This is a genomic window from Ruegeria sp. AB5 (genome assembly GCF_056542645.1).
Genome location: NZ_JBQGAE010000003.1, coordinates 73,922 through 97,676, shown reverse-complemented (window position 1 = coordinate 97,676; position 23,755 = coordinate 73,922). Strand labels below are relative to the sequence as shown.

General features: G+C 55.6%; 18 protein-coding genes. 11 read left to right on the top strand and 7 right to left on the bottom strand.

The window, feature by feature from the left end; genetic code table 11:
- Positions 1 to 9: 9 nt before the first annotated feature.
- Positions 10 to 627 (bottom strand): helix-turn-helix transcriptional regulator, encoded by a 618-nt coding sequence (locus ACR0L4_RS07985; RefSeq protein ID WP_480511981.1) that lies wholly within the window; start codon positions 625 to 627, stop codon positions 10 to 12.
- A gap of 3 nt (positions 628 to 630) precedes the next feature.
- Entirely contained in the window at positions 631 to 1,764 is a 1,134-nt protein-coding gene (locus ACR0L4_RS07980; protein WP_480511979.1) for an aminotransferase class I/II-fold pyridoxal phosphate-dependent enzyme, read from the bottom strand.
- A 397-nt stretch (positions 1,765 to 2,161) separates the two neighbouring features.
- On the opposite strand from ACR0L4_RS07980, the gene ACR0L4_RS07975 reads away from it, so the two are divergent.
- Entirely contained in the window at positions 2,162 to 4,189 is a 2,028-nt protein-coding gene (locus ACR0L4_RS07975; protein ID WP_480511977.1) for an adenylate/guanylate cyclase domain-containing protein, read from the top strand.
- Here ACR0L4_RS07975 and ACR0L4_RS07970 read toward each other — a convergent pair.
- Positions 4,186 to 6,330: an ATP-binding protein gene (locus ACR0L4_RS07970; RefSeq protein WP_480511975.1), complete on the bottom strand. Its 2,145-nt coding sequence runs from the start codon at positions 6,328 to 6,330 to the stop codon at positions 4,186 to 4,188. The two genes, ACR0L4_RS07975 and ACR0L4_RS07970, sit on opposite strands and share 4 nt — an antisense overlap.
- Positions 6,327 to 7,034: a response regulator transcription factor gene (locus ACR0L4_RS07965; RefSeq protein WP_170749476.1), complete on the bottom strand. Its 708-nt coding sequence runs from the start codon at positions 7,032 to 7,034 to the stop codon at positions 6,327 to 6,329. The genes ACR0L4_RS07970 and ACR0L4_RS07965 overlap by 4 nt, the downstream gene beginning before the upstream one ends.
- 217 nt (positions 7,035 to 7,251) lie before the next feature.
- Between ACR0L4_RS07965 and ACR0L4_RS07960 the strand changes: the two genes are divergently transcribed.
- Positions 7,252 to 7,980 (top strand): adenylate/guanylate cyclase domain-containing protein, encoded by a 729-nt coding sequence (locus ACR0L4_RS07960; RefSeq protein WP_170749477.1) that lies wholly within the window; start codon positions 7,252 to 7,254, stop codon positions 7,978 to 7,980.
- A 144-nt stretch (positions 7,981 to 8,124) separates the two neighbouring features.
- Here the strand turns inward: ACR0L4_RS07960 and ACR0L4_RS07955 are convergent, their stop codons facing one another.
- Positions 8,125 to 8,805: a DUF5765 domain-containing protein gene (locus ACR0L4_RS07955; RefSeq protein ID WP_480511972.1), complete on the bottom strand. Its 681-nt coding sequence runs from the start codon at positions 8,803 to 8,805 to the stop codon at positions 8,125 to 8,127.
- Positions 8,806 to 8,965: 160 nt separating this feature from the next.
- Between ACR0L4_RS07955 and ACR0L4_RS07950 the strand changes: the two genes are divergently transcribed.
- Together ACR0L4_RS07950 and ACR0L4_RS07945 are read left to right on the top strand one after the other, a co-directional pair.
- Positions 8,966 to 9,802, top strand: coding sequence for a class I SAM-dependent methyltransferase (locus ACR0L4_RS07950; RefSeq protein ID WP_480511970.1), 837 nt, complete (start codon positions 8,966 to 8,968; stop codon positions 9,800 to 9,802).
- Positions 9,803 to 9,874: 72 nt separating this feature from the next.
- Positions 9,875 to 10,879 (top strand): fatty acid desaturase, encoded by a 1,005-nt coding sequence (locus ACR0L4_RS07945; protein WP_480511968.1) that lies wholly within the window; start codon positions 9,875 to 9,877, stop codon positions 10,877 to 10,879.
- A 45-nt stretch (positions 10,880 to 10,924) separates the two neighbouring features.
- On the opposite strand, the gene ACR0L4_RS07940 is transcribed toward ACR0L4_RS07945, so the two are convergent.
- Both ACR0L4_RS07940 and ACR0L4_RS07935 read right to left on the bottom strand, forming a co-directional pair.
- Entirely contained in the window at positions 10,925 to 11,935 is a 1,011-nt protein-coding gene (locus ACR0L4_RS07940; protein ID WP_480511966.1) for a cytochrome d ubiquinol oxidase subunit II, read from the bottom strand.
- Positions 11,936 to 11,941: 6 nt separating this feature from the next.
- Positions 11,942 to 13,315 carry a cytochrome ubiquinol oxidase subunit I gene (locus ACR0L4_RS07935; RefSeq protein WP_480511964.1) on the bottom strand — a complete coding sequence of 458 codons (1,374 nt, stop codon included), beginning with the start codon at positions 13,313 to 13,315 and terminating at the stop codon, positions 11,942 to 11,944.
- Between the two features lie 625 nt (positions 13,316 to 13,940).
- On the opposite strand from ACR0L4_RS07935, the gene ACR0L4_RS07930 reads away from it, so the two are divergent.
- The 7 genes from ACR0L4_RS07930 to ACR0L4_RS07900 all read left to right on the top strand — a co-directional run bounded on the left by ACR0L4_RS07930 (position 13,941) and on the right by ACR0L4_RS07900 (position 23,752).
- Complete coding sequence (locus tag ACR0L4_RS07930) at positions 13,941 to 15,428, top strand: YfcC family protein (RefSeq protein ID WP_480511962.1); 1,488 nt, start codon at positions 13,941 to 13,943, stop codon at positions 15,426 to 15,428.
- 9 nt (positions 15,429 to 15,437) lie between these two features.
- On the top strand, positions 15,438 to 16,817 hold the full coding sequence (locus tag ACR0L4_RS07925; protein WP_480511960.1) for an amino acid permease: 1,380 nt from the start codon (positions 15,438 to 15,440) through the stop codon (positions 16,815 to 16,817).
- Positions 16,814 to 18,040: an arginine deiminase gene (locus ACR0L4_RS07920; protein WP_480511958.1), complete on the top strand. Its 1,227-nt coding sequence runs from the start codon at positions 16,814 to 16,816 to the stop codon at positions 18,038 to 18,040. The genes ACR0L4_RS07925 and ACR0L4_RS07920 overlap by 4 nt, the downstream gene beginning before the upstream one ends.
- A 56-nt stretch (positions 18,041 to 18,096) precedes the next feature.
- Positions 18,097 to 19,095: an ornithine carbamoyltransferase gene (gene argF, locus ACR0L4_RS07915; protein WP_480511956.1), complete on the top strand. Its 999-nt coding sequence runs from the start codon at positions 18,097 to 18,099 to the stop codon at positions 19,093 to 19,095.
- Positions 19,096 to 19,098: 3 nt separating this feature from the next.
- On the top strand, positions 19,099 to 20,037 hold the full coding sequence (arcC, locus tag ACR0L4_RS07910) for a carbamate kinase (protein WP_480511954.1): 939 nt from the start codon (positions 19,099 to 19,101) through the stop codon (positions 20,035 to 20,037).
- Positions 20,038 to 21,389: 1,352 nt separating this feature from the next.
- A complete protein-coding gene (locus ACR0L4_RS07905; protein WP_170749487.1) occupies positions 21,390 to 22,808 on the top strand; it encodes a circularly permuted type 2 ATP-grasp protein in 1,419 nt (472 codons plus the stop codon).
- A 2-nt stretch (positions 22,809 to 22,810) separates the two neighbouring features.
- Positions 22,811 to 23,752, top strand: a complete 942-nt coding sequence (locus ACR0L4_RS07900; protein ID WP_480511951.1) for an alpha-E domain-containing protein — start codon at positions 22,811 to 22,813, stop codon at positions 23,750 to 23,752.
- Positions 23,753 to 23,755 lie beyond the last annotated feature (3 nt).

Here is a 23,755-nt window from a genome sequence, read left to right as displayed (position 1 = left end):
GGCCATGCCTCAGCCCGTGTGGGCCTTGAGATCATTGTAGACCGTCGCCCGGCTTACCCCCAGCAGACGTGCCACATAGGCAGCTGCGTTGCGTTCGGACAATGCCCCGGACCGGTCCAGCGCCCGTAGTAGATCTCGCCGGTCCTCGCGTTTTAGCGCATCGGCTCGCCCACCCCGTTCTGCACACCAGTCCCTGACAAACACATTCAGCCGTTCGTGCCAATCATTGCGGAACAGCGCCTCAGGCTGCGCCACGGCAGGCTGGGCGGGCAAGAGCGATCCGACCAGGCGCTGCAAGTCATGCAGATCGGTCTGGTCATGATTGATACATATCAGGACCTGCGCCCGCCCTGTCCGATCCTTGAACGCCACGCTGATGGAACGGAAGACACTGCCATCCCAATTCACCTTTTCATATGGCCCGATCACCTTGTCTTCGCTGCGAAAATCGATCTCGTGCATATTGGACGGATCGCCGGGCTGGCGCTGTGAAAAAGGATTGGCGATATGGGCAATGGTTTCAGATGACAGATCATGCACAACAACCTCAATCCGATCGCCAAACAGCAATGGCAGCGCATCGGCCATCACGCGCGCATTGGCCAGAAGTTCGGTGCGGTCAACCATCGCTCAACCCTCGTTCAGGATGTCCCCGGTCAGGTCGTTCAACCGGGCGAGCCCTGCGCGCAAATGATCTTCGGGAAGGGCTGAGCTAAAGCGGAAATGCCCCTCGACCCCGAAACGTGCACCGGGGATGACCAGCAGATCTTTTTCCTGCAGCAGGCGCATGCTGAACGCTTCGGACGAAATCGGCAGATTGAACCGGACAAAGGACATGGCCGAGGCCTGGGGTGGCACCACATCAAACACCCCTTGGTGGCGTCCCAACTCTTGGCTGAGCAGGTCAAAACCGGTTCGGATCAAGCGGCGCGCACGCGCTTTCAGTTTGGATCGGGCCGGTTCCGCCAACGCCTTGTCGGCCAGTTCCATCGACAGCATCGACGCTGCGATCGAGGCGTATTCATGCCGCCGCCAGGCGTGTTCGATGAAGTTCGCAGGCCCGACCAGCCAACCCAGCCGCAACCCCGGAAGCCCATAGGCCTTGGACATGGAATTGACGATAAGCACTCGGTCGGTACTACCCCAGAAGGAGGGCGTTTCGCTATCCCCTTCCCGCTCGGTTCCGGCATAAACCTCATCAGCCACGATCCAGGCACCAACACGGTCCGCCGCAGCGACGATCCGGGCGCGATCTGCATCGCTTAGGACACGACCCGTTGGGTTGTTGGGATTGACCACATGAATGATCCGGGTGTTGTCATCGACCGCGCGGTCCAGCGCATCGGCCTCTATGGCCCAGCCCTCGGCCTCGACAAGATCGACCCAGCGCACCTCATTTCCTCGGTTGGTCGCATTGCCCGAGATCTGTTCGTAGGTCGGGCGGAAACACACTATATTGTCGCCCGGTCTTAGCAGTGTATTGACCACCAGTGTGTTCGCCTCGGTGGCACCTACTGTAATCATGACACCCTCAGCCGAAACGCCCGGATAGAACCCGGCGATGGTTTCCCTGAGGGAGTGTTTGCCGTTGACCTGAGGGTAGTCGATCATCGTGGCCATCAGCTGTCCGACATCGATTTCTGCCAGATCGACAAGACCTTGCAGCGACATCGGATGAACACCGCTTTCCGAAAAGTTGTAGACAACCCCGTGCTCTAACTCCGAAAGGAACTGTTCAACGTGAAAGGGCTGAAAACTCTGCATGGATCGTGGGTGTCCTTTGGGTGACGAGCAATTAGACGAAAAGTACCAATATGGATAAATCTGTCTAAAACCGGGGTCAATAGCCCAGATGTTCGGGGATCTAGACCGAATTGGCCTTCAAAATCGCCGCACACTTCAAAAGTGTTCGATCAACGGCACCCTGCGCAACCTTTCCGGTCGGCAAACTTCAAGGGTTTGGCGAAGTTAGCGGTGCCGCTAGGTGCCGTTACTGATTGAACCTCAAGTCTAAGGCTCAAGCCGCGTTGACACCGAGTACACAAGATAGAGCGCAGGTTGAAACCAACTGGCAACTGCAAGTTGCACCTCCTAAACTCGGCCTGAACATTTGGCTGACCCAACGTACGCGTCAGTCGCCACAGGCCGGTTTGGAGCTAAAATGCGTGTCACTGTCGGGATCGCTGTTTCAATGCTCATCGCCCTTTCGATTGGCGTGTCGACCTTTATTGTACATTCCCTGTGGTGGACAACAGCGCGGGAAAACAGCCGGATGCTGGCTGCCGAAATCAACAGTCAGATCGCCAACACGGTTCGGATCGAAGTCGGGCTGACCCTGAGATCCGCCGAGGCGGCCTGGGCCGCTGTCAGAACGATCTTCATTCAGAACGTCATTCAGACCCGCCAAGCCGACAAACGAGAATTTGTCTTTTTGTCCCAGTTGCAGGCGCAGCCCAACATTTCATGGATCACATTCGGCTGGCCTGACGGAAACTTTTTCGCCGCCCATCGATTGGGCGACAGCGGCTTGGAAATGATCGAGATCGACGAAAACATTCGGGACAGGATGCTGCGCAACGACCGCTACATCTTTATTCCCGGTGACATCCAGTTCGAAGAGCGCACGTTTAGCGAAACGGATTACGACCCACGCACTCACCCCTGGTATGGCAACTTCATCGGTCGCGACACGCCTGACTGGATCGAGGTCCGCGATCTGCCCGGCAGCGACAAGACGGTTTACGCCTTCGCCGGACCAATCGACGTGCGTCGTCAAAGACAGGGCGTGCTGACGGTGGCAATCGACACTGATCGTCTGTCGCGTTTTCTGGGCTCGTTGAGGCCGGGTGAGTTCGGAGCCGCCTTTATCCTGAGCGCGGATGGCAAGGTTATTGCCGTGCCTGACCCAAACGCGGATGAGATCACGCCCGCACGCATGGGCGAAGGCGATCTCTACGAAGTCGCCAAAATCTCGGGCGAAAGACTTCTGGCTGATGCCGAGACAATCGTTCCCGGGACATTAACCAAACGGTTGGTCTACGACGATGTTCCCTATGCGGTGGCTCTGACGCCATTGGGGTTTTATGGATGGCGCGTTGCCACGGTCATTCCCGAGTCCGCGTTTCTGTCAGGTATCGACCGGACGCTGGTCAATCTTGTCTATATTCTGCTTGGCGTAGTTGGCTTGGCGACTGTCGCCGCGATCTGGCTGGTCCGCCGTGTGGTTGCCAACCCTCTGTCGCGCGTTGCCGAAGACCTCAGCCGCATTGAACGCTTTGATGTCGAGCAGGTGTCGCGCCGCCCTTCCCGCCTTAAAGAACTTGAAAACCTGTCCGCCGCGACGGCGAGCATGGCGGCAGGTTTGTCAGCCTTCCGGAAATATGTACCAACCGATCTAGTGAAAATGCTGGTCGCCGCGGGGATCAAGACCCAACCCGGCGGTGAGACAAAGCAGATTTCGGTCCTGTTTTGCGATGTTTCAGGTTTTACCGGCCTGGCTGAAAAGCATGGGCCCAAGATCGTGGAGTTGATGGCACCCTTTTTCAGCGCCGCGTCTTCGACGATCGAGCGACACGACGGTACAATCGACAAATTCATCGGTGACGCAGTCATGGCGTTCTGGGGGGCCCCAAGGCAAAACCCCAACCACGCTGAATACGCCTGCCGCGCGGCCCTGGAACTGCTTGAGGTTGTCGAGACGACCAGCCTGCAAAACACCTCCGATGAGACCCTGCATGTCCGCATTGGTTTGAACAGTGGCGACGCACTGGTTGGCAATATCGGGTCCGAGCAACGCTTGAACTACACCGCAATCGGGGATGTCGTAAACGTCGCAAGCCGCCTGGAGGGGGCAAACAAACTCTACGGCAGTTCGATCCTGATTGGTCCTGAAACCCGGCGCGAAGCTGGTGATGCCGTTGTTGTACGCGAGTTGGACACGCTTGAAATCATCGGCCGCTCGGAAGAATTGGTGGTGTTCGAGTTGATTGCGATGGCAGAACACTTCAAAGAGTCGCGGGCCTGGATCGAAGCCTATGAAACAGGTCTGGCCCATTTTCGCGCTGAGCGGTTCTCTGACGCCATCACCGCCTTCGAAACCGCGGACAGTTTGCGCGGGGGCGACCCGGCCTCGGCCCAGATGATCGAACGCGCATCCGACACACGCCGAACATCCCTGCCCGGTTCCTAAGCTGTGCGCTGTTTAAGGCTTTTTACAACAGTGCCACAGGACCGAATAAGGTCTTCCACCTCGCGGGTGTAGTTCTCTGCGCCGCTATGCAGCAGTGTTTCGACGGATTTGGCCATGCTGGCAAGCTCGGTTTCGCCAAAGCTTGAAACACTTCCATAAACCCGGTGAACCAGAAACTCTATGCGGTCCCTGTCGCCCTTTTTCTGGGCTTTCTTAAGCTCGACATAGCAGTCTTCCAGCGAATCCCTGAAGGTCAGAAAAACCTGATCCAGTTCTTCGTTGCTCAGGAATTGTCTCAGGCGCGCTTTGGTATCTTCCGAACTTTTTGACACAAAGGGTTTTCCGGATGTTCGTTTTCCGATTGTCGCCCGCATCGCGCCATACAGGACACGTTCATCCAACGGTTTGGAAACAACCGCGTCAAACCCCGCAGACGTATACTCATCCAAATCTTCTGGCATGACATTCGCAGTCACAGCGATCGTCGCGATTGCTTTTTCGGGCCGCTTGGCCTGTGCAATGTCCCTGAGGTCCCGGGCCAACTGAACGCCCGTTGTGTCAGGAAGTCGAATGTCAGTCAAAATGCAGTCGACATCCTCGGGGCGGAACAGCTTTTTTGCGTCATTGCCATTGGCGGCCGCTGTGACCTTGTGACCGTCGCGCTCCAACAGGCTTTTGAGGATTTCCATGCTGGTCGGATCATCTTCGATGATAAGAACGTTCTGCGGCTGTCCCACCGTGACAGACAGCCCGGCTGCTTCAGATTGGCGGGACGGTGCCGGTGCGGCTTGAAACGGCACTTCGACCCTGAAAACCGTTCCCTCGCCCAAACTGCTTTTCACGGAAACATGCCCTTTGAGCGAAGACGCAAGCCCGCGCACGATCGAAAGGCCCAAACCGGTCCCGCCGGTTTTGCGGGAATCAATATTCGATGCCTGCGTGAAGGGCTCGAATATGTCGGCGACCTGATCTTCGGGCACACCAATCCCGGTGTCGCTTACGGTAAACGCAACAGACTGTTTTGATTGCTCGAATGACAGGGTCACGGACCCCTCATGGGTGAATTTCACCGCATTTCCAAGAAGGTTCAGCAGGATATGCCTGAGGTGACCGCTATTGCCACTCAGGTAAACGCCATCATCAAACTGAGGGATAATCAGCTGTATGTTCTTCGACCGCGCCAAGGGGCGCAAAACGGCTTCGAGGTCCTGAAGGATTTCAGACAAGTTGAAGGTTTGAAATTCGTGGTCTTCGGCTTTCTCTTCCAGTCGGGCGATGTTGAGAACGTCGTCGATGAGGTTCCGCATCGCCAGACTTGAACGTTCTATTTCATCCAGTCTCTGATCCAGCGTGTCGCGGTCTTGCGGCATCAGTTTGATCAAGCGGATGTTTCCGACAATGCCGTTCAGCGGTGTACGCAGTTCATGGCTGGCCGTGGCCAGAAACTGAGATTTTGCTTCGTTCGCTTTTTCGGCGTCGTTTCGTGCTCTTTCCAGATACACACTCTGAACAAAGTTGACCCTGAGCGTCCTTTCCGAAAAGAACTTTGCGTACAGGCCCATCAGAACCACGGAACACAGAACAAATGACGGGCCAATCCAGGTATCGACACCACTGCTTATGCCCGCATCGTTAAAGACCAGATAATACGAGACCGGGACAAACAGCAGAAGCTGCAGCGCTGCCGAATGCGAGAACACAAAAGGCAGAAAAACCGTGCCTGCAAGGCTTATCAACGCAAAGCGATACAGGAAATCCTTGGATTCATGGTCACCCGAAAAGGCAAACGCAGCCCAGATGACCAGATACATCAGGGACCAACCCGTCGAAATGATGACGGGCAACGTTCTCGCCGGAAGTTTGTGGGAAAAGAAGAATAGCGCGAAGATAAACGAGATTATAAACAGTCGCGCGCCCCAGACCGCCAGATCTTGTCCCGAAAAGCTGCGTGCATTCAGAACAAAGACTTCAAGGAACGCAAAAGCGACGTAAAATGATGCGCCGAACAGCAAGGCCGTGCGGAATTGACCGCGTGTGGATTCGAAATACCAGTCGCGGTATTGGGCCTCGAAATTCCGATCAAGAAAGTTCTGAGTCACCGCATTGATCGGTTCGTCATATATGAAGGCGCGTGGTTTCAACTGCGCGCAACTCCTAGCCTATACCCAACACTATGGACGGTAACGATGATTTTGGGACCCTCGCTTCCACCAGACAGTTTTTTGCGAATTTTCGCGACAAGAGCATCGATGGTGCGTTCTCCTGCGTCATGATCCGGGGACAGAGCAACTGCGTCCAACAGGACCGCACGCGACAGGACCCGCCCGTTGGCATTGACGATTGCCATCAACACATCAAACTCGGCGCGGGTGAACGGAATGGTCTCAAGACGCTTGTTCCAGACCTGACGACTGTCCAGATCTATCTCGACATCGCCCAAATGCACCCTTGCGTCCTGGCTTGGCATCTGGGCATGGGAACCGGTGCGCCTGAGAACGGCGTTGATCCGTGACAAAAGTTCATCGGGATCAAAGGGTTTGGTCAAGTAATCGTCACCGCCAATATCGAGACCGCTGATCTTGTCACTGGCGCTGCTTCTGGATGAGATGAAAATGATGGGAGGATGCGCTGATTTTGCCCGCATCGAACGCGCAAGAACCAATCCATCCTCATCCGGCAACCCAAGGTCAAGCAAGGCGATATCAACCGTTTTAGAAGCCAGAATCGCGCGCGCGTCCGCGACGTTGGATGCCTGCAGGACACCGTAGTGAGGCCTGAGCAATGCTGACGTCAAAGCCAGCAGCGACGGGTCATCTTCCACCAACAATACGTTCAGCTTCTTCAAAAGTCAGTTCCCATCAGTTTTGGACACGTTGCGCCACGCATCCAGGTTTCGCCAATCACAGCGTCCCTGCCTTCTTTTCTGGAGTATGTATACCCAAAGGCACAAGCCTAGCGTGCGCAAAGCCATCAGCTGTTAACATCTCATTAACATCTAGGTCGCTGTTTGGTGACAATATGAAATTAACCTGCCTCCACAGACCCTAGTTGCTGGTGCAGTCATGTTGAATACATCTTTCGCAATAATCGAACCCGTCGACGATCCTGACCTTCCCGAACCTCTGTCCCCGTGGGAAAACCATGGCACTCTGGGTGTCATAGACATTTGCAGCGATGAGCCCACGGTTGTTAAAAAGTTCCCGGTGCGACCCAACATGATGCAGCCGGATCAGACCAACCTGATCGATCTGACCTTTGAAGAAAACATTTCGATGTCTCCGACCGATGGAGAAAACGACAGTCTTCTGATCACGATCATGATGACGGATGTCGTGAATTCGACCGAGATTATCGCCAGTCTGGGGGACGCGAAATGGCGAGACATCATGGACAATCTCGATGCAGCCGCGATCCAGACAGTTGCTCGCCACGAGGGGTCGCTCATCAAGCTGATGGGCGACGGGATGCTTGCCGCTTTCCCACGGCCCAGTGCGGCCATCGCATGCGCCAGGGAGTTTCAGGCCGAGGCTGAGAAATCCGGTCTCAAGATTCGTGCCGGGCTACATTCGGGTGAATGCCTGCGGACCGTAAACGATGTGACAGGGATCGCCATTGCCATTGCGGCGCGTGTGCTTAGCCTCGCACCGGGCGGGCATGTTTGGGTGTCAAGCACAGTGCGCGATCTGGTTCTTGGGTCGGGACTGGAATTCAAGAAGGTCGGCCCCAAGAAACTCAAGGGTCTGTCCGAAGAATGGATTTTGTACCAATTGATGGATAGCGACATGGCCTAGGCGTCGTGTCAGTGCAGATTTTTCGTTTCGAAAAAGCTTGAGGGGGGTTTGGATTTTCAGCGTGTACCACATACGGGAATTCAGATCGCAGGCCTTATGAGAGGCGAAAAAAGTGATGCGCGGGTGAACGGGTTGTTCGGTGTTTCAGAGTATTCTTTTGCTAGTACCGTTCACCCTGCGCAGCACGTCCCATAGAGGCCACGCAGTTACACGCAGGCCATTCCTTAGTGGCGTAAAGACGATCACCATCACGATCCCCAGAGAGAACAGGCACCAGATCGCCGGCATTTCCGTTGGGCTATCTGTTGTCGCCCAGGCCAGTGTTGGGCCGATCAACAGTTGAAATCCCGCGACCTTCCACGCACCGACAACGGCTGGCAGCAGGAACATGACCGTGAAATAGACCGGGAAGTTGAGGTTATACTGCTGACCAAAAATCGTGGCCGGAAGCCGTTCGCCCAGATCGTTCAGCGGCAAGTGCCAGCCGATATGCCAGCTTTCCTTTTTGACGCACAGGTGATCACTGCACAAAAGACGCCCTGGCCTGCAGGGACCGGCCCAGTCGAACGGGTAGATTTGCAGCAAAAGATAGGCCGCCGTCAGTGCGCCGATCCCCAGAACGACCGGTGCAATAGCCCGTCGCACATCGCTTGGGATGAAATACAATGCGAGGATGCCGGTAAACAAAGGCTGGAACGCAATGTGCACATAGGCGAGCAGGGCCGCAACTTGGTTCTCGGGTAATGCGCATTGACCTTCAACGGAATAGGAATACCCCTGAAGCGCTTCGATCGCGGTAAAATACAATAGCGGCGACCAGAGCAAAGCGCTGTCTCCCTGCCGTATCGCCTTGACCGTGGCCGCAACCCCCACCGCTGCGATCGTATAAGACGCTGGCCCACTCCAACACATTATTATATCAATTCCCGTAACCTACTATGTCGGGATCAGTATGCATTCGTTGAGTTGTCGAGAAAGACCTTTTTTGATTGATAAGGTTCTGGATGATTTTGCGAGGTTCGAGTTTCCCTTAAAAGACATCTGGCTGAGCGCGGCCCGGTTCCATTTTCAAAACATTGACCCTGAAGTAGCGACCCTGACCGCAGGATCGCGGGCGCTTGAGATTGGCTGCGGGGCCGGGATTTTGCTGACGCTGTTGCGCCAAAGCAACCCCGGCATCACACTGGATGCGATCGAACCCTTTGCCGAAGGCTTTGCGCCGATGGAGGATGTGCTGAACCATGCAGCAGAATTGGGTGGTGAGATACAGCGCAGTTCATATGAAACCTTCGAGCCCGCTCGGCCCTATGACCTCGTCTATATGGTCAACGTGCTGGAACACTTGCCGAATTGGCGTCATTTTCTGGATACGTTGCCCCGGTTCCTGGCTCCGCAGGGGCGCTGCCTGGTCCTGTGCCCCAATTATGGCTTCCCGTACGAGCCGCATTTCAACATTCCGGTCGTCGGCTCCAAGGTGACAACCGGGCGCATCTTCAGGCGCCGCATAAACTGGGTTGAGACCACCTATGGGGTTCACGGGCTTTGGAACAGTCTGAACTTTGTACGTCTGTCTCAGATCAAACGGCACCTGAAAGGCCTACCGCTCAGCTTGCGTGTCCGGCACGAAGTCACTGACCGCATGATCGACCGGTTCAGTACCGACCCTGTGTTCAAGAAATATCTCGGCGTGTTCAGCGGGGTCGGACCCGCCACGAAAGCCCTTGGTGTCACCAAAGCGTTTCGCCTTGGGCCTTGCGAGAACATCCAACCTTACATGTTCCTGGAATTGACCCGAAAGACCGACGGGCGCAAGTTTGGATGATCGACCCTGTTAAATTGTGGCTGTTAATGGCATTGTTCTGTCATACAGCTTGATTTTAGTCAGTGATTAAGAATGAACTCGATCAAAGTTCCGCGCGAATATGTAAAAGCAGACGATTGGACAGCCTGCAAAGCCTTAGCAATCAGTGTAATAGTCGTAGCGTTTGGCCTGTACGTTCCAGCCACGTTTCCAGGATCATGGATTTCGCTTTTTGTTGGATCGGTTCTGTTTGGGGCTGGCATACTGAGGCTCTATTCGATCCAGCACGACTGCGGGCACTATAGCTACTTTTCCAATCGCAGACTGAACGATCTGCTTGGCACCAGCCTGTCGCTTTTCTCTGGAATTGCGCATAGTGTTCTGAGGTATAACCACAATCTGCATCACGCGCATCTGGGTGATTTGAAACACCGCGACGCCCATGAAGTGTTCGTTATGACCCGGCGCGAATACGAAGCCGCGCCAGTGTCAAAAAAGCTTTTCTACCGTATCTACAGACACCCGATCACACTGTTTCTTGTGGGACCTTTCCTGATCTATTTCATTCAGTATCGCTGGCCCAGAAATACACTGAAAGTCAGTATTCGGGACGTGGTGGTTCAGAATATCGCCATGTTTGTCTTCTGGTCTCTGGTGGTCGTGGTTTTGGGATGGTGGGCCTTTTATGCCATCCTGTTGGGCAGTCTTGGTGCCGGCAGTTTTGGAATTTTCGTTGTGTATGTCGGACATAATTTTGAAGAGACCTACTGGCGCGAGACCGACAGCAAGACGGCACAAGCGGCGGCCTTGCAGGGCGCAAGCTCACTCCGGCTTGGACCCGTTGTGGACTTTGTGCTTTTGAATTTCGGGTTCCACGATCTGCATCACTACAACGCCAAAATCCCCTGCTACCACCTGAAAGCTTGCAATGACGCCATAGCGCAGGACTGGAACAGCGCTGCGATTGGCGTCAGGGAGGCGATGGAATGCCTGCGCTGGCGATTGTGGGACGAAGATACCAACCGAATGATCCCTTTCCCACAATCGCTTCGCCATGACATCGGGGTTGGATGGCGTAGATCGATGCCGTCGGCGTAGTTTCAGCGCCTAAGACTGTGTGATCGGACGTGTATAGCATCTGATCTAGTCATAGCGCAGTTCCGTCGCTTTGCCGCGGAAGATCACGTAGGACAGCACCGTGTACCCCGCAATGACCGGCAAAACAAAAACCGATCCGATCAAGATGATAAACAGGCTTTCCGGCGCGCTTGCCGCCTCGTAAATCGTCAGCTTCTCGGGCACGACGTAGGGGTAGAAACTGTAGGCCATTCCAAAAAATGCCAATGCGAACAGCACAATCGAGGCCGCAAACGGAAACCACGCCCAGCGATCATTTCGTGTTGGCAAATGCCGCAGGGCATACCACAGCAGTGCGATCAGGATACCCGACATCAGCGGTAGAGGCAGCAGCAGCAGGAATTCGGGGAAGGCAAACCATTTATCGAAAATGCGCGGACTGACCAGAGGTGTGGCCAGCGACACCGCTCCAATGCCGATGATCAGGCCCCAAATCCCGCCTTTGGCCCAGCGGACAGCCTTTTCCTGTAGCGTTCCATCTGTTTTGAGAATGATCCAGCAGGCCCCGATAAAGGAATACCCCACAGCCAGAAAAACCGCCGTGATCATGGCGAAGACCCATGTGCCAAAGCCACCGTCCAGCCCCATGATGTATTTACCCAGCATGAAACCTTGTGCCAACGCTGTCATCATCGACCCCGCGAAAAACGCCTTGTTCCAGAGGTGTTTGAGGTGGGCTGGTGCCTTGACCCTGAATTCGAACGCAACACCCCGCAGGATCAGACCGATCAGCATGATCGCAACGGGAAGATAGAGCGAGGTCAGGATCACCCCATGAGCGGTCGGAAAGGCCACCAGCAAGATACCGATGGCCAGAACCAGCCATGTTTCATTCGCGTCCCAGAACGGTCCGATGGATGCAACCATTCGGTCTTTCTCGGCGTCATCGGCGAACGGAAACAGGACGCCTACCCCCAGGTCGAACCCATCCAGAACAACATAGACAAGGATCGACAGCCCCATCAGCGTTGCAAAAGTCAGCGGCAGCCACTGTGCCGGATCTCCAAAAAAGTGCATCTTCATTTACTCCGCTGGCACGGCCTGCGGGTTTTTTGCATCTGACCGGGCCGGTATGTCACTCCGTGCCGCTTTGCGGGCCAAGTAAAATAACACACCGATATAGGCGGCCATCAACACCGCGTAGATCAACAGATATGCGGCAAGCGTCGTACCCACCATCGGTGCCGGGACGTCTGCAACAGCCTGCTCGGTGGTCAGTACACCCTGCACCAGCCAGGGCTGACGTCCGATTTCAGTTGTGTACCAACCGGCAAGCGTGGCCACCCAGCCGGAAAAAGCCATTGGCACCAGGGCCAATTGCATCAGTTTCGGCACGCCGCCCGGCCCCCTTTCGCGCCGCATGAACCACACGGTCGACCAGCTGAACAGCAACATCGCCACACCTGTTCCCACCATGATGCGGAAAGACCAAAAAACGGGCAAAACCGGGGGGTGCAGAACTGTGCCATCCTCGGCGACAAAGTCGTTCAACCCAGGCACAACCCCATCGGCCTTGTGCGTCAGAACAACCGACGCGAGGTTGGGGATGCTGATCTCGTACAGGTTTTCCCGAACAGCCTCGTCCGGGATCGCAAACAGAACCAACGGAACATTGGGGCCGGTTTCCCAATTGCCTTCCATCGCTGCAATTTTCTGCGGCTGATGTTCCAGTGTGTTCAGGCCATGCAGGTCGCCCATATAGATCTGGACCGGGATCAGCAGCGCCCCCAGCCAAGCGGCTGTCTTGAAAGTTGCACGCACATCCTGTCCGCGGTCGCCGACCAACCACCGGAAGGCAGAGAGCCCGAGGATCAGAAAAGCCACTGTCAAACCGCTGGCCAACAGCATGTGCGCCAGCCGGTAAGGCATTGAGGGGTTGAAGATGATCGCCCACCAATCTGTGGCAAAGGCTACGCCATCGCGCATTTCGAACCCGGCGGGCGTGTGCATCCAGCTGTTCAGCACCAGGATCCAGAAGGCCGACATGGTGGTGCCAAAAGCAACAAGGAAGGTTGCTGTCGTGTGCAGCCAGTTGGGCACCTTTGAAAAGCCGAACAACATGATGCCCAGAAAGACGGCCTCAAGGAAAAATGCCGTCAGAATCTCATAGGCCAACAATGGCCCGGCGATGTTGCCAACGCTTTCCATAAAGCCCGGCCAGTTGGTGCCGAACTGGAAGGACATTGTGATCCCGGACACAACCCCCATCGCAAAGGACAGAGCAAAGACCTTCACCCAAAAGCGGTAGGCTCCCATCCATTTTTCATCCCGCGTTGCGTTGAAACGCAGCTTGAAAAACAACAGCACCCAACCCAAGGCGATGGTGATCGTCGGGAAGAGAATATGAAAGGAAATATTTGCCCCAAACTGAATACGGGACAGCAGTAGCGTGTCCATCTCACACCTGTCATTGGTTCGTTTAATCGACAGATAGAGTGGGATAGCGATCCTTGAAGACACCCTGCGACAGCCCGCCCTGCGGCAGAGTAGCCCAGCCCCGCCAAAGGCGTGTCGGCGCGTCAGGAAAACAGCCACAGAGCGGCCGAGCAAGACTGACCAAAAGCGAAAACAACCCCATCTTCAACGCGCTCTACCCAGCACAGCGACCGCGAATGTGCATGTATTTGAGGTACCCCAGATCCTTTGCCGCAAGTGCTTGCGTGCAATACGTCGCTCTACAAGGCTCAGCAGGTTTTTCGTTTCAATGCCAAACCAGCGCACCGTGCGATTGATGGCAACGTGGTCCAGCGCAGGATGGCTTGGAAATAGGTCGAATCTGAACCTAATGCGGGCGATCAAAAGACCAGTGTGAAACGTTCCGTTTGGGAAATATGCGGCTGCGTTGAAGGCCGAGGATGGTGGTCGTTTTGTGTGGCCCGAACGTGGTTTGTATTGCGGTCCAAAATCAACCTCGACTCTGCCGATCGAGAGTGACAAGGTGTCATCGAAGTATTAAAGTGAGACTAAAAAACCTAAGTGTTTGGCCTGTTTGCTACTCAACACCCCCAAAATGCGAGCTCAGATGTCCAAGTTCAAGTTTCCCTCCGCTTTCACAATCCTATTCATTCTAATCGCCGTGGTCGCGGCCCTGACCTGGGTCATCCCGGCCGGTGAATATGATCGCCAGATGAACGAAGCTTTGGGCAGTGAAGCGCCTGTTCCTGGCACCTATCATGAAGTCGAACCAAATCCACAGGGCCTGACAGCGGTAATACTCGCCCCGATTGCCGGAATGTATGATCCCGGATTGCTGGGAAGTTCATCAAGTGCCGCCATTGATGTCGCTGTCTTCGTACTGATCATTGGTGGTTTTCTGATGGTTGTCACCAAGACAGGCACCATAGACGCCGGCATCGGGTGGTTGTTGCACAGGCTTGCCGGGCGCGAAATTCTGATGATTCCGATCTTGATGACCGCCTTCGCCTTTGGAGGGACGAGTTATGGCATGGCCGAAGAATCCCTGGCGTTTTATGCGCTGATTATTCCGGTCTTCATACGTGCTGGCTACGACTCGCTGACCGGTGTTGCCGTGATCATGCTGGGCGCGGGTATTGGGACGCTGGGCTCGACTTTCAACGCCTTTGCAACCGTCGTGGCATCGCAGGGCGCAGGGATTCCCTTCACCAACGGGATCGTTCTGAGGTTCGTTATTCTCGCGCTCTGCCTGGCCGCCGGTATCGCCTTCGTCATGCGGTATGCAACCCGGGTCAAAGCCGATCCGTCCGCATCAGTGGTTGCGGATCAAGCAGACGAGAACAGGGCGCATTTCCTTAAAGGCTCAGCAGGTGATGACGCGTTCCCTGAATTGACCCGAACCCGTTCGATGATCTTGGTTCTGTTTAGCCTGACATTTGCAATCATGATCTACGGGGTGGTTGCGGCAGGGTGGTGGATGGCCGAGATGTCCGGTCTGTTCCTTGTCATGTCGATCATCGTCTGGTGGGTGGGGAAAATGGACGAAGGGTCCCGGATGGACGAAGCAACCTTTGTTGAAACCTTCGTCGATGGCGCCCGCGATCTGCTGGGTGTGGCGCTGATCATTGGCGTTGCGCGTGGCGTGGTTGTCATCATGGACGCGGGCAAGATCACCGACACGATTTTGGCCAGTGCCGAAGGATTTGTGTCCGGCCTGAGTGAGTTTGCCTTTATCAACGCTATGTTCGGCATTCAGATTCTGATGTCCTTTCTGGTACCGTCCTCGTCGGGGTTGGCGACACTTTCCATGCCGATCATGGCGCCACTTGCTGATTTCGCCGGCGTTGGACGGGATCTGGTGGTGACGGCATACCAGTCTGCAAACGGCTGGGTGAACCTGTTCAACCCGACCTTTGCGGTGGTCATGGGCGGGCTGGCGATAGGCCGCGTGTCCTATGATCGTTGGCTGCGCTTTGTGTTCCCGCTTCTGCTTATACTTGCCGTTATTATATGTGCGGCCCTTACGGTCGGAGCAATGGTGGACCCCGGTATCGACGCACCTACAGCAGAGACTTCGGGCCCCTCGACCGATTGAGCCTGCGACATGTCTGATCGTTCCTCATCCGCGACGATGCGAACATCAGCCGCACTGGGGCTGCCTGCATGTATTGCGCTTGTTGTCGGAAACATGATCGGCTCCGGGGTGTTCCTGCTGCCCGCTTCTCTTGCGCCTCTTGGACCAATTGCAATTGGCGGTTGGGTGCTGACATCGGCCGGTGCGATTATGCTGGCGATCATTTTTGGACGCCTGTCGCGGATCGTCTCAAAACCCGGGGGGCCCTACGCCTACTCACAAGAGGCGTTCGGTGATTTTGCCGGGTTCATCATAGCCTGGGGGTATTGGATCGCGCTCTGGACCGGGAACGCAGCGGTCGCGGTCGCTTTGGTTGGGTATCTGGGGTTCCTGTTTCCGATCATTGTTGACGTTCCCATGTACGGTCTTTCGACTGCTTTGCTTGCGATATGGATTCTGACTCTGGTCAACATTCGCGGTGTCGAAGGGGCTGGTCTGGTTCAGATTGTCACAACCGTTCTCAAACTCGCTCCGCTCATCCTGATTGGCACGCTGGGTATCTTTTGGGTCGACACCAAGAACTATATTCCGATCAACCAAAGCGGCACCACGGCGTTCACTGCGATTTCAGCCGCAGCGGCCCTGACGCTTTGGGCTTACCTCGGACTTGAATCTGCAACCGTTCCATCGGGCGACGTCATCGAGCCGGAAAAGACCATACCGCGGGCTACCGTGATCGGTGTGATTATCGCGGCCAGCGTCTATATCTCGGTGACAGCCGTTGCGATGGGCGTCATCCCCCCCGCGATGCTCGCCGTGTCCGCCGCCCCACTCGCCGCCGTCGGCGAGGTCATGTTCGGCCCCGTAGGCGGGACCCTTGTCGCCATTGGGGCGGTGATTTCGACATTCGGCACCCTCAATGGTTTTACTTTGCTTAGCGGTCAGGTGCCCTATGGGGCGGCTTTGGACCGCGTTTTTCCAGCCGCGCTCGGGCGGAAATCGAAATACGATACGCCTGCAAATGCACTAATCCTGTCGAATGCACTGGCCTCGGTGCTGATCATCATGAACTATGCTCAGGGTCTGGTTGCTGCATTCAACTTTGTGATCCTTCTCGCTGTTGTTGCCAGCCTCCTGCCCTACGCCATCTGTTCGGTGGCCGAGATCATGATCCGGCTGAAAGGTGGGCAGGCCCTGCATGGGCCGGAACTGGCCAAAGTCGCCATCCTTGGCACATTTGGGTTCATCTACTCGGCCTGGGCCTTCATCGGCTCGGGTGCAGAAACCGTGCTGGTTGGCTCGGTCCTTCTGCTGGCAGGCGTGCCAATCCATGTCTGGGTCCGCTGGAGCCAGTCCAATGACGTTGAAAACACTCAGAAAACGGATACCTCGAAAGGAGAGATGCAATGAAGCTCGGCGTTCATTCCGAGATCGGAAAGCTCAACAAGGTGATCGTTTCGCGCCCTTCTCTGGCGCATGATCGTCTGACACCGCGAAATTGCGAAGAACTTCTGTTCGATGATGTCATCTGGGTCGAACAGGCCCGCAAGGATCACGCCGAGTTCTGTTCGCTCATGCGGGAACGCGGGGTCGAGGTTTACGACATTCAGGATCTGTTGGCCGAAGCGATAAGATCGGACCCGGCGGCGCGCGCTTTCCTTCTTGATCGCCTGATCACGCCCAACATGGTCGGGCTGGGGTTTTCCGTGGAAATGCGTGCCTGGCTGAACGAGATGGACGCAAAGCTGCTTGCGCGGCATATGCTGGGCGGGATCATCTTTGCGGATCTTCCCAAAGGCATGATCGACGAGCAGTTCGGCGATCTGGTGTCACTGGGCGATTTCATTCTTCCGGCCATTCCGAATGCGCAGTTCCAGCGTGACCCCTCGTGCTGGATATTCAACGGCGTGACGACGAACCCGATGTATTGGCCTGCGCGCAAACCGGAAACCCTGATCATGCGAACGGTCTATCGTCACCACAAGATGTTCAAGGATGCCGAATTCGAGTTCTGGTGGGGCGACAGTGACGACGATTTCGGCTTGGCCTCGGTCGAAGGCGGTGACGTTCAGCCGGTGGGCAACGGAACTGTCTTCATTGGAATGGGCGAACGCACAACCCGGCAGGCTGTCGCTCAGGTCTCAGAAGCCCTGTTCAGAATGGGTGGCGCTGAGCGTGTCGTCGCCTGTGCGATGCCCAAAAGCCGCGCGGCCATGCATCTGGATACGGTCTTTACCTGTCTCGACCACGACAAGGTCACCGCATTCTCGGAAGTCGCCGATCAGATCACCTGCGTCTCGATCCGCCCCGGTGACCGAGGCGATCTGGATATCCACGTGGAAAAAGGACACCTGTTCGACGTTTACAAAGAAGCCCTGGGGCTGAATTCGCTCGAAGTGATCTCGACGGGCGGCAACGAATTCCAGGCCGAGCGCGAACAATGGGATGACGGCAACAACGTCGTGGCCCTCTCGCCGGGTGTTGTTGTCGGCTATGCGCGCAATACGTTTACCAACGGAAAGATGCGGGCGGCTGGGGTCGAAGTGATCGAGATATCCGGTCAGGAACTTGGGCGCGGGCGTGGGGGTGGTCACTGCATGACCTGCCCGATCGATCGCGACCCCGCGTATTGAATTCATCACCAGCGCAGCCCCCTGCGCTTGCAGCTTTTTGTTAGGGAGAGACAAAAATGGCATTCAATCTGAAAGGCCGCAGCTATCTGAAAATCGCCGATTTCAGCCAACGTGAAATGCTGTATCTGCTGGATCTGGCCCGCGACCTCAAACGCGCGAAATACGCCCGCGCCGAGAAGCAATCGCTAACGGGCAAGAACATCTGCTTGATCTTCGAAAAAACGTCGACGCGGACCCGGTGCGCCTTTGAAGTGGCGGCCTACGATCAAGGGGCGAACATCACCTATCTCGATCCCTCGGGCTCGCAGATCGGACACAAGGAGTCGATGAAAGACACGGCGCGTGTATTGGGCCGCATGTTCGACGGCATTGAATTTCGCGGCGCAGGTCAGGACATGGTCGAGACGTTGTCGGAATATGCGGGTGTGCCGGTTTACAACGGCCTGACGGACGATTGGCATCCAACCCAGATGCTTGCCGACATGCAAACCATGATCGAGCACGCTGACAAACCGCGCAAGGACATCATCTATGCCTACTCGGGCGATTGCCGGTCGAACATGGGCAATTCGCTACTGATGCTAGGCGCGATCATGGGCTGCGACGTACGTATGATCTCACCCAAAGAAACCCAGCCGCATGATGATGTCAGGGAACTGGCAATGGAGAGGGCCGAAAAGTCCGGCGCGCGCGTGACCATCACCGATGATACGTCTGCCGTGGAAGGCGCTGACTTTATCCATACGGACGTCTGGGTCTCGATGGGTGAGCCCAAAGAGGTCTGGGCCGAGCGTATCAAGTTGCTCAGCCCCTATCAGGTCAACATGGATCTGATGAAGAAAACCGGGAACCCGGGCGTCAAGTTCATGCATTGCCTGCCGGCCTTTCACAATTTGGAAACCAAGGTCGGTCAGGACATCCATGAGCAGTTCGGCATCACCGAAATGGAAGTGACGGAAGACGTGTTTGAAAGCGATATGAACATCGCGTTCGAGCAGGCCGAAAACCGGATGCACACCATTAAGGCGATCCTCGTCGCAACGTTGGGGGCCTGATCCATGGGACGTGTTGTCATCGCATTGGGCGGCAACGCGCTTCTCAAACGGGGTGAGGAAATGACGGCGGACAATCAGCGCAAGAACGCCCGGATTGCCGCCGAAGCCCTTGCCCCGCTCTGTGAAGCGCACGAAACCGTCATCACCCACGGCAATGGTCCGCAGGTCGGAATGCTGGCCCTGCAAGAGATCACCTACACCGATGTCGAGGAGTATCCGCTGGACGTACTTGTCGGTGAAACGATGGGTATGATCGGTTACATGATCGAACAGGAGCTTGGCAATATCCTGCCATTTGAACACCATATAGCGACGCTCCTGACCATGACCGAAGTCGATCCTGATGACCCGGCCTTCGACAACCCAACCAAGTTCATAGGTCAGGTCTATTCTGAAGCTGACGCACAGAAAGAGGCCGACGAAAAGGGTTGGACGGTCAAGCCGGACGGAAACTATTGGCGTCGCGTGGTACCCTCGCCCCAACCAAAGCGCATTTTTCAGGTCGAGCCGATCCGTTGGATTCTGGAAAAAGGCGCAACCGTCATTGCCGCTGGCGGGGGCGGTATTCCAACGATGTACAAAGAAGGTGCAGAGCGAAAACTGATCGGCGTCGAGGCCGTTATCGACAAGGACTTCGCATCCTGCCTATTGGCCCAAAATCTTGGTGCAGACGTGTTCGTGATAGCAACTGACGCTGATGCTGTGTTTCTGAATTGGGGAACACCGGACCAAAAAGGCATTCGCGCGATAACGCCGGACGCTTTGGACCACTACGACTTCCCAGCGGGGTCGATGGGTCCAAAGGTAAAGGCCGCGCAAGAGTTTGTGCGATCAACTGGAGGACGCGCCGTTATATGCGCCTTGGCCGATGTTCCCGACGCCGTCCGGGGGAAAAAGGGAACAACCGTTGCGATGTCAGTCGAGGAAACCCAGTTTCACTAGGCCCGCCATTGCCACACATTGCCGGAGGCCACCCTTGGTCTTGCTTTCTCAGAAACCAGTTCCGTTGCTTGGTTTGCAGTTCCAAAGGAGGCACCCAACCCGCTCTGGTCGAATACCATTTTAAATGAGGGGTCATGCAGAATGCCAATGCCGATGCGGTTTTTTGCAAACCCTCCTATTGCGGGTCATCAGGGGCGATTTCTGAGCCGTTCTCACGACTACCCGCGCATATTCGGCATCAGAATGCCTCTGCCAGCGCCGGCCCGATTGCGGAAGAGCCGGACGCCAGAGCATCACGCAGCGATAGCAATAAGAACCCCGGATGTCGTGCAGAGCCGTCAAAAACGACGCTGCGGATGGTGTCATGAATGGCTGTGTTCCAACCCAAGGTGTTCGTTCGCTGTGGTTCCGGGAACCGCGTCGATATAAGACAGAATTTCTTCAGCCTGGACTTTGTTAAAAAACACCACGATGCCCGGGTCTTGCATACAGTTTAAAACGGTCGGCGCACTCAGGATTTATCCGCCATTTGCAATAAGTTGGTGGCCTTCGTTCAAAAAACGAAGTTTCATGGTCTCGTAGCTGTGAACATCGTGGGTCAGCGCTACCCCGACCTGTTCCAAGGGTGGCCGTCCGGCACAGAAGTCATCCTCGATCACCCATTGGCGCAAATTCTCGTATGAGACTGGCGCTTGGTCGCCGAAACCAAGCGCCGGCACTGCGATACCACTTGGTCCATCGTTGCAGGCGCGATGCAATCCACCGTCGAATTCGGAAACACGCCGATCCGGTCAATCCAGTTGGCCAGATCTGGGTCGGACATACGGGCCAAACCAACAACGCAGTTTCGCAAGATCGCCCATTTCGTTGACTGTCTGCTGACCCGCGTAAACCGTCGAGAAATCCTGGCTCACCAGTGTGGGAATGCCAGAAAACTCCACGATCGCAACGAACTGGTTGGCCGCATCTTCCTGCTTTGTGCCAGTAGGAATGGCCTGGGCCTAGACCCATAGTCAATTTCGCGTCGTCAACTAGTGCTCTGTGCGCGTCAAAATTTTTACATTTTCTTTACGCGCGCCAAAAAATCAATGGGCACAAGGATGCCCGGTCATCTTGGGGGTATGAAAGCAAGGCTGTACCAGAGTGTGATGATCTGGATACGTTTCAACCACAGATCTGCAAAATGATGGGCAATCTGGGTTGGCCTGTCTGCAGTTTGGGGGCAGCGCTTTTTGATAAGGCCCACACGAAACAATGTCTTTTGGCTCGAAAAATAGACATCTTGTGTGGCTTTGAAGGGCAACCGCCAGCGTTTCTCTTGAAAACTTTCAGTTGTTGGGCAAACTCAGGACATGAGTGAGTACTTTGATGAGATGTTCAACGGCGATGGATCACTTAGGGATCCCTACGAACAAATCGGTCGTTGGTTTAATTCGGAAGATGTTTCCAGACTTAGAGCCAAACAACGAGAAGCCGAGGAAGTCTTCAGGCTGACCGGCATCACCTTTAATGTCTACGGAAAAGCCGAGGCCGAAGAGCGTTTGATACCGTTTGACATCGTACCACGGGTGATTTCCGGGCGCGAATGGCAACGCCTGGAACGCGGCATCGAACAGCGGGTGCGTGCGATCAACGCGTTTCTCCACGATATCTATCACCGTCAGGAAATTGTTCGGGCCGGACGTGTTCCCGCCGAAATGATAGCCGGAAACGAAGCCTTCTTGCCTCAGATGCTGGGCGTTTCGCCGCCCGGGCAGGTTTATACGCATATAGTCGGTATCGATTTGGTGCGTACCGGGCCAGATGAGTTTTTCGTGCTAGAAGACAATGCACGCACCCCATCCGGCGTCAGCTACATGCTCGAGAACCGGGAAACTATGCTGAAGATGTTTCCCGAGCTTTTCAGCGCGACCAATGTGCGCAATGTCTCGGATTATCCGCGCAATTTAAGGCAGTCATTGGCTGCGTGTGCGCCGAATTGCGCCGAAGGCGAGCCCACAGTTGCAGTGTTGACGCCGGGCATTTTTAACTCGGCCTACTATGAACATGCGTTTCTTGCGGATCAGATGGCGGTGGAACTTGTGGAAGGGCATGACCTGCGCGTGGTCGATGGGCGCGTTTGTATGCGCACCACCCGGGGCTATCGACCCATTGATGTCCTGTATCGGCGTGTTGACGATGACTTTCTTGACCCGCTGAACTTCAACCCCGATAGCGCGTTAGGGGTCCCGGGTATTCTGGACGTCTATCGCGCGGGCGGCATCACGATCGCCAATGCGCCGGGCACCGGGATTGCCGACGACAAGGCCATCTATTCCTACATGCCGGAAATCGTCGAGTTCTATACCGGCGAGAAACCCCTGCTTCAAAACGTGCCGACCTGGCGATGCAGCGATCCCGAGTCTCTGTCCTATGTGCTCGACAACCTGACCGATCTGGTGGTGAAAGAAGTGCACGGATCGGGTGGGTACGGGATGTTGATCGGGCCCACCGCAAGCAAAAAGGAAATCGCAGCCTTCCGGACCAAACTGAAATCGCGCCCAGCGAACTATATCGCCCAACCGACATTGGCCCTGTCCACGGTTCCGATTTTTGCCCGGTCCGGATTGGCGCCCAGACATGTCGACTTGCGCCCGTTTGTTCTGGTTTCTCCCGAAGGCGTCAGGATTACGCCCGGTGGATTGAGCCGGGTTGCACTCAAGAAAGGGTCGCTTGTCGTGAACTCAAGCCAGGGCGGCGGAACCAAAGACACCTGGGTTCTGGAGGACTGACCATGCTGGGAAAAACTGCCGGTGGGTTGTTCTGGATGTCCCGTTACCTGGAAAGGGCGGAAAACACCGCAAGACTGCTGGAAACCGGGCAACGGATGGCTTTGACCCGAACCAAGAACTCGGCCGAGGAATGGGGGTCCGTGCTAAAGACGGCGGGTGTGCTTGATGGATACCTCGACAAACACGACGAGATATCGAAAGACAATGCGGTAGACTGGGTGCTGCGCGACGCCGACAATCCGTCTTCGATCAAATCGGTTATCAAACAGGCCCGTGACAACGCCCGTCTTGTCAGAACAGCCCTGACGCACGATGTCTGGGGCGCAGTAAACTCGACCTGGATGCAGATTGACGAGGCGATGAAACGCCGGGTCAACGAACGGGACCTGCCTGCGATGCTGGAACTCATTCGGCATCAGGCCGCATTGGTTCGTGGCGCGACCCTTGGAACCATGCTGCGCAATGATATTTTTGATTTCACCCGCATTGGTACCTTTGTCGAGCGGGCCGACAACACCGGGCGGATTTTGGACGTCAAGTATTACGTCCTTTTGCCCACCGCATTCTCGGTCGGCTCTTCACTGGACAACATCCAGTGGGAGAGCATACTGCGTTCGGTCGGCGCAGGTGGCGGGTATCGGATGACACATGGCCAGCAGACACGCCCCTCAGATATTGCACAGTTCCTGATCCTTGACCAGCGCATGCCGCGAAGCCTGCACTTTTGCTGTCGAAAGATTCAGGAGAACCTGTCCTATCTGAAGAAAGACTATGGCTTTGCCGGGCCTTCATGTGAGGCGTCCAATGCGCTTTTCGAAAAATACCTGGACCGGCAGATATCCGACATTTTTGATTTTGGCCTGCACGAGTATATTGAAGAGTTCCTCAGCGACCTCGGTCGCTTGAGCCGGCAGATCGAAATTGACTACCGGTTTTATGAGTAGACC

Bases quoted from the DNA above. Each gene is read 5' to 3' on its own strand.
- ACR0L4_RS07945 (WP_480511968.1), top strand. From the start codon at position 9,875: ATGAACTCGATCAAAGTTCCGCGCGAATATGTAAAAGCAGACGATTGG.
- ACR0L4_RS07900 (WP_480511951.1), top strand. From the start codon at position 22,811: ATGCTGGGAAAAACTGCCGGTGGGTTGTTCTGGATGTCCCGTTACCTG.
- ACR0L4_RS07905 (WP_170749487.1), top strand. From the start codon at position 21,390: ATGAGTGAGTACTTTGATGAGATGTTCAACGGCGATGGATCACTTAGG.
- ACR0L4_RS07980 (WP_480511979.1), bottom strand. From the start codon at position 1,764: ATGCAGAGTTTTCAGCCCTTTCACGTTGAACAGTTCCTTTCGGAGTTA.
- ACR0L4_RS07925 (WP_480511960.1), top strand. From the start codon at position 15,438: ATGTCTGATCGTTCCTCATCCGCGACGATGCGAACATCAGCCGCACTG.
- ACR0L4_RS07920 (WP_480511958.1), top strand. From the start codon at position 16,814: ATGAAGCTCGGCGTTCATTCCGAGATCGGAAAGCTCAACAAGGTGATC.
- ACR0L4_RS07930 (WP_480511962.1), top strand. From the start codon at position 13,941: ATGTCCAAGTTCAAGTTTCCCTCCGCTTTCACAATCCTATTCATTCTA.
- ACR0L4_RS07960 (WP_170749477.1), top strand. From the start codon at position 7,252: ATGTTGAATACATCTTTCGCAATAATCGAACCCGTCGACGATCCTGAC.
- ACR0L4_RS07940 (WP_480511966.1), bottom strand. From the start codon at position 11,935: ATGCACTTTTTTGGAGATCCGGCACAGTGGCTGCCGCTGACTTTTGCA.
- ACR0L4_RS07975 (WP_480511977.1), top strand. From the start codon at position 2,162: ATGCGTGTCACTGTCGGGATCGCTGTTTCAATGCTCATCGCCCTTTCG.
- ACR0L4_RS07935 (WP_480511964.1), bottom strand. From the start codon at position 13,315: ATGGACACGCTACTGCTGTCCCGTATTCAGTTTGGGGCAAATATTTCC.
- arcC (WP_480511954.1), top strand. From the start codon at position 19,099: ATGGGACGTGTTGTCATCGCATTGGGCGGCAACGCGCTTCTCAAACGG.
- argF (WP_480511956.1), top strand. From the start codon at position 18,097: ATGGCATTCAATCTGAAAGGCCGCAGCTATCTGAAAATCGCCGATTTC.
- ACR0L4_RS07985 (WP_480511981.1), bottom strand. From the start codon at position 627: ATGGTTGACCGCACCGAACTTCTGGCCAATGCGCGCGTGATGGCCGAT.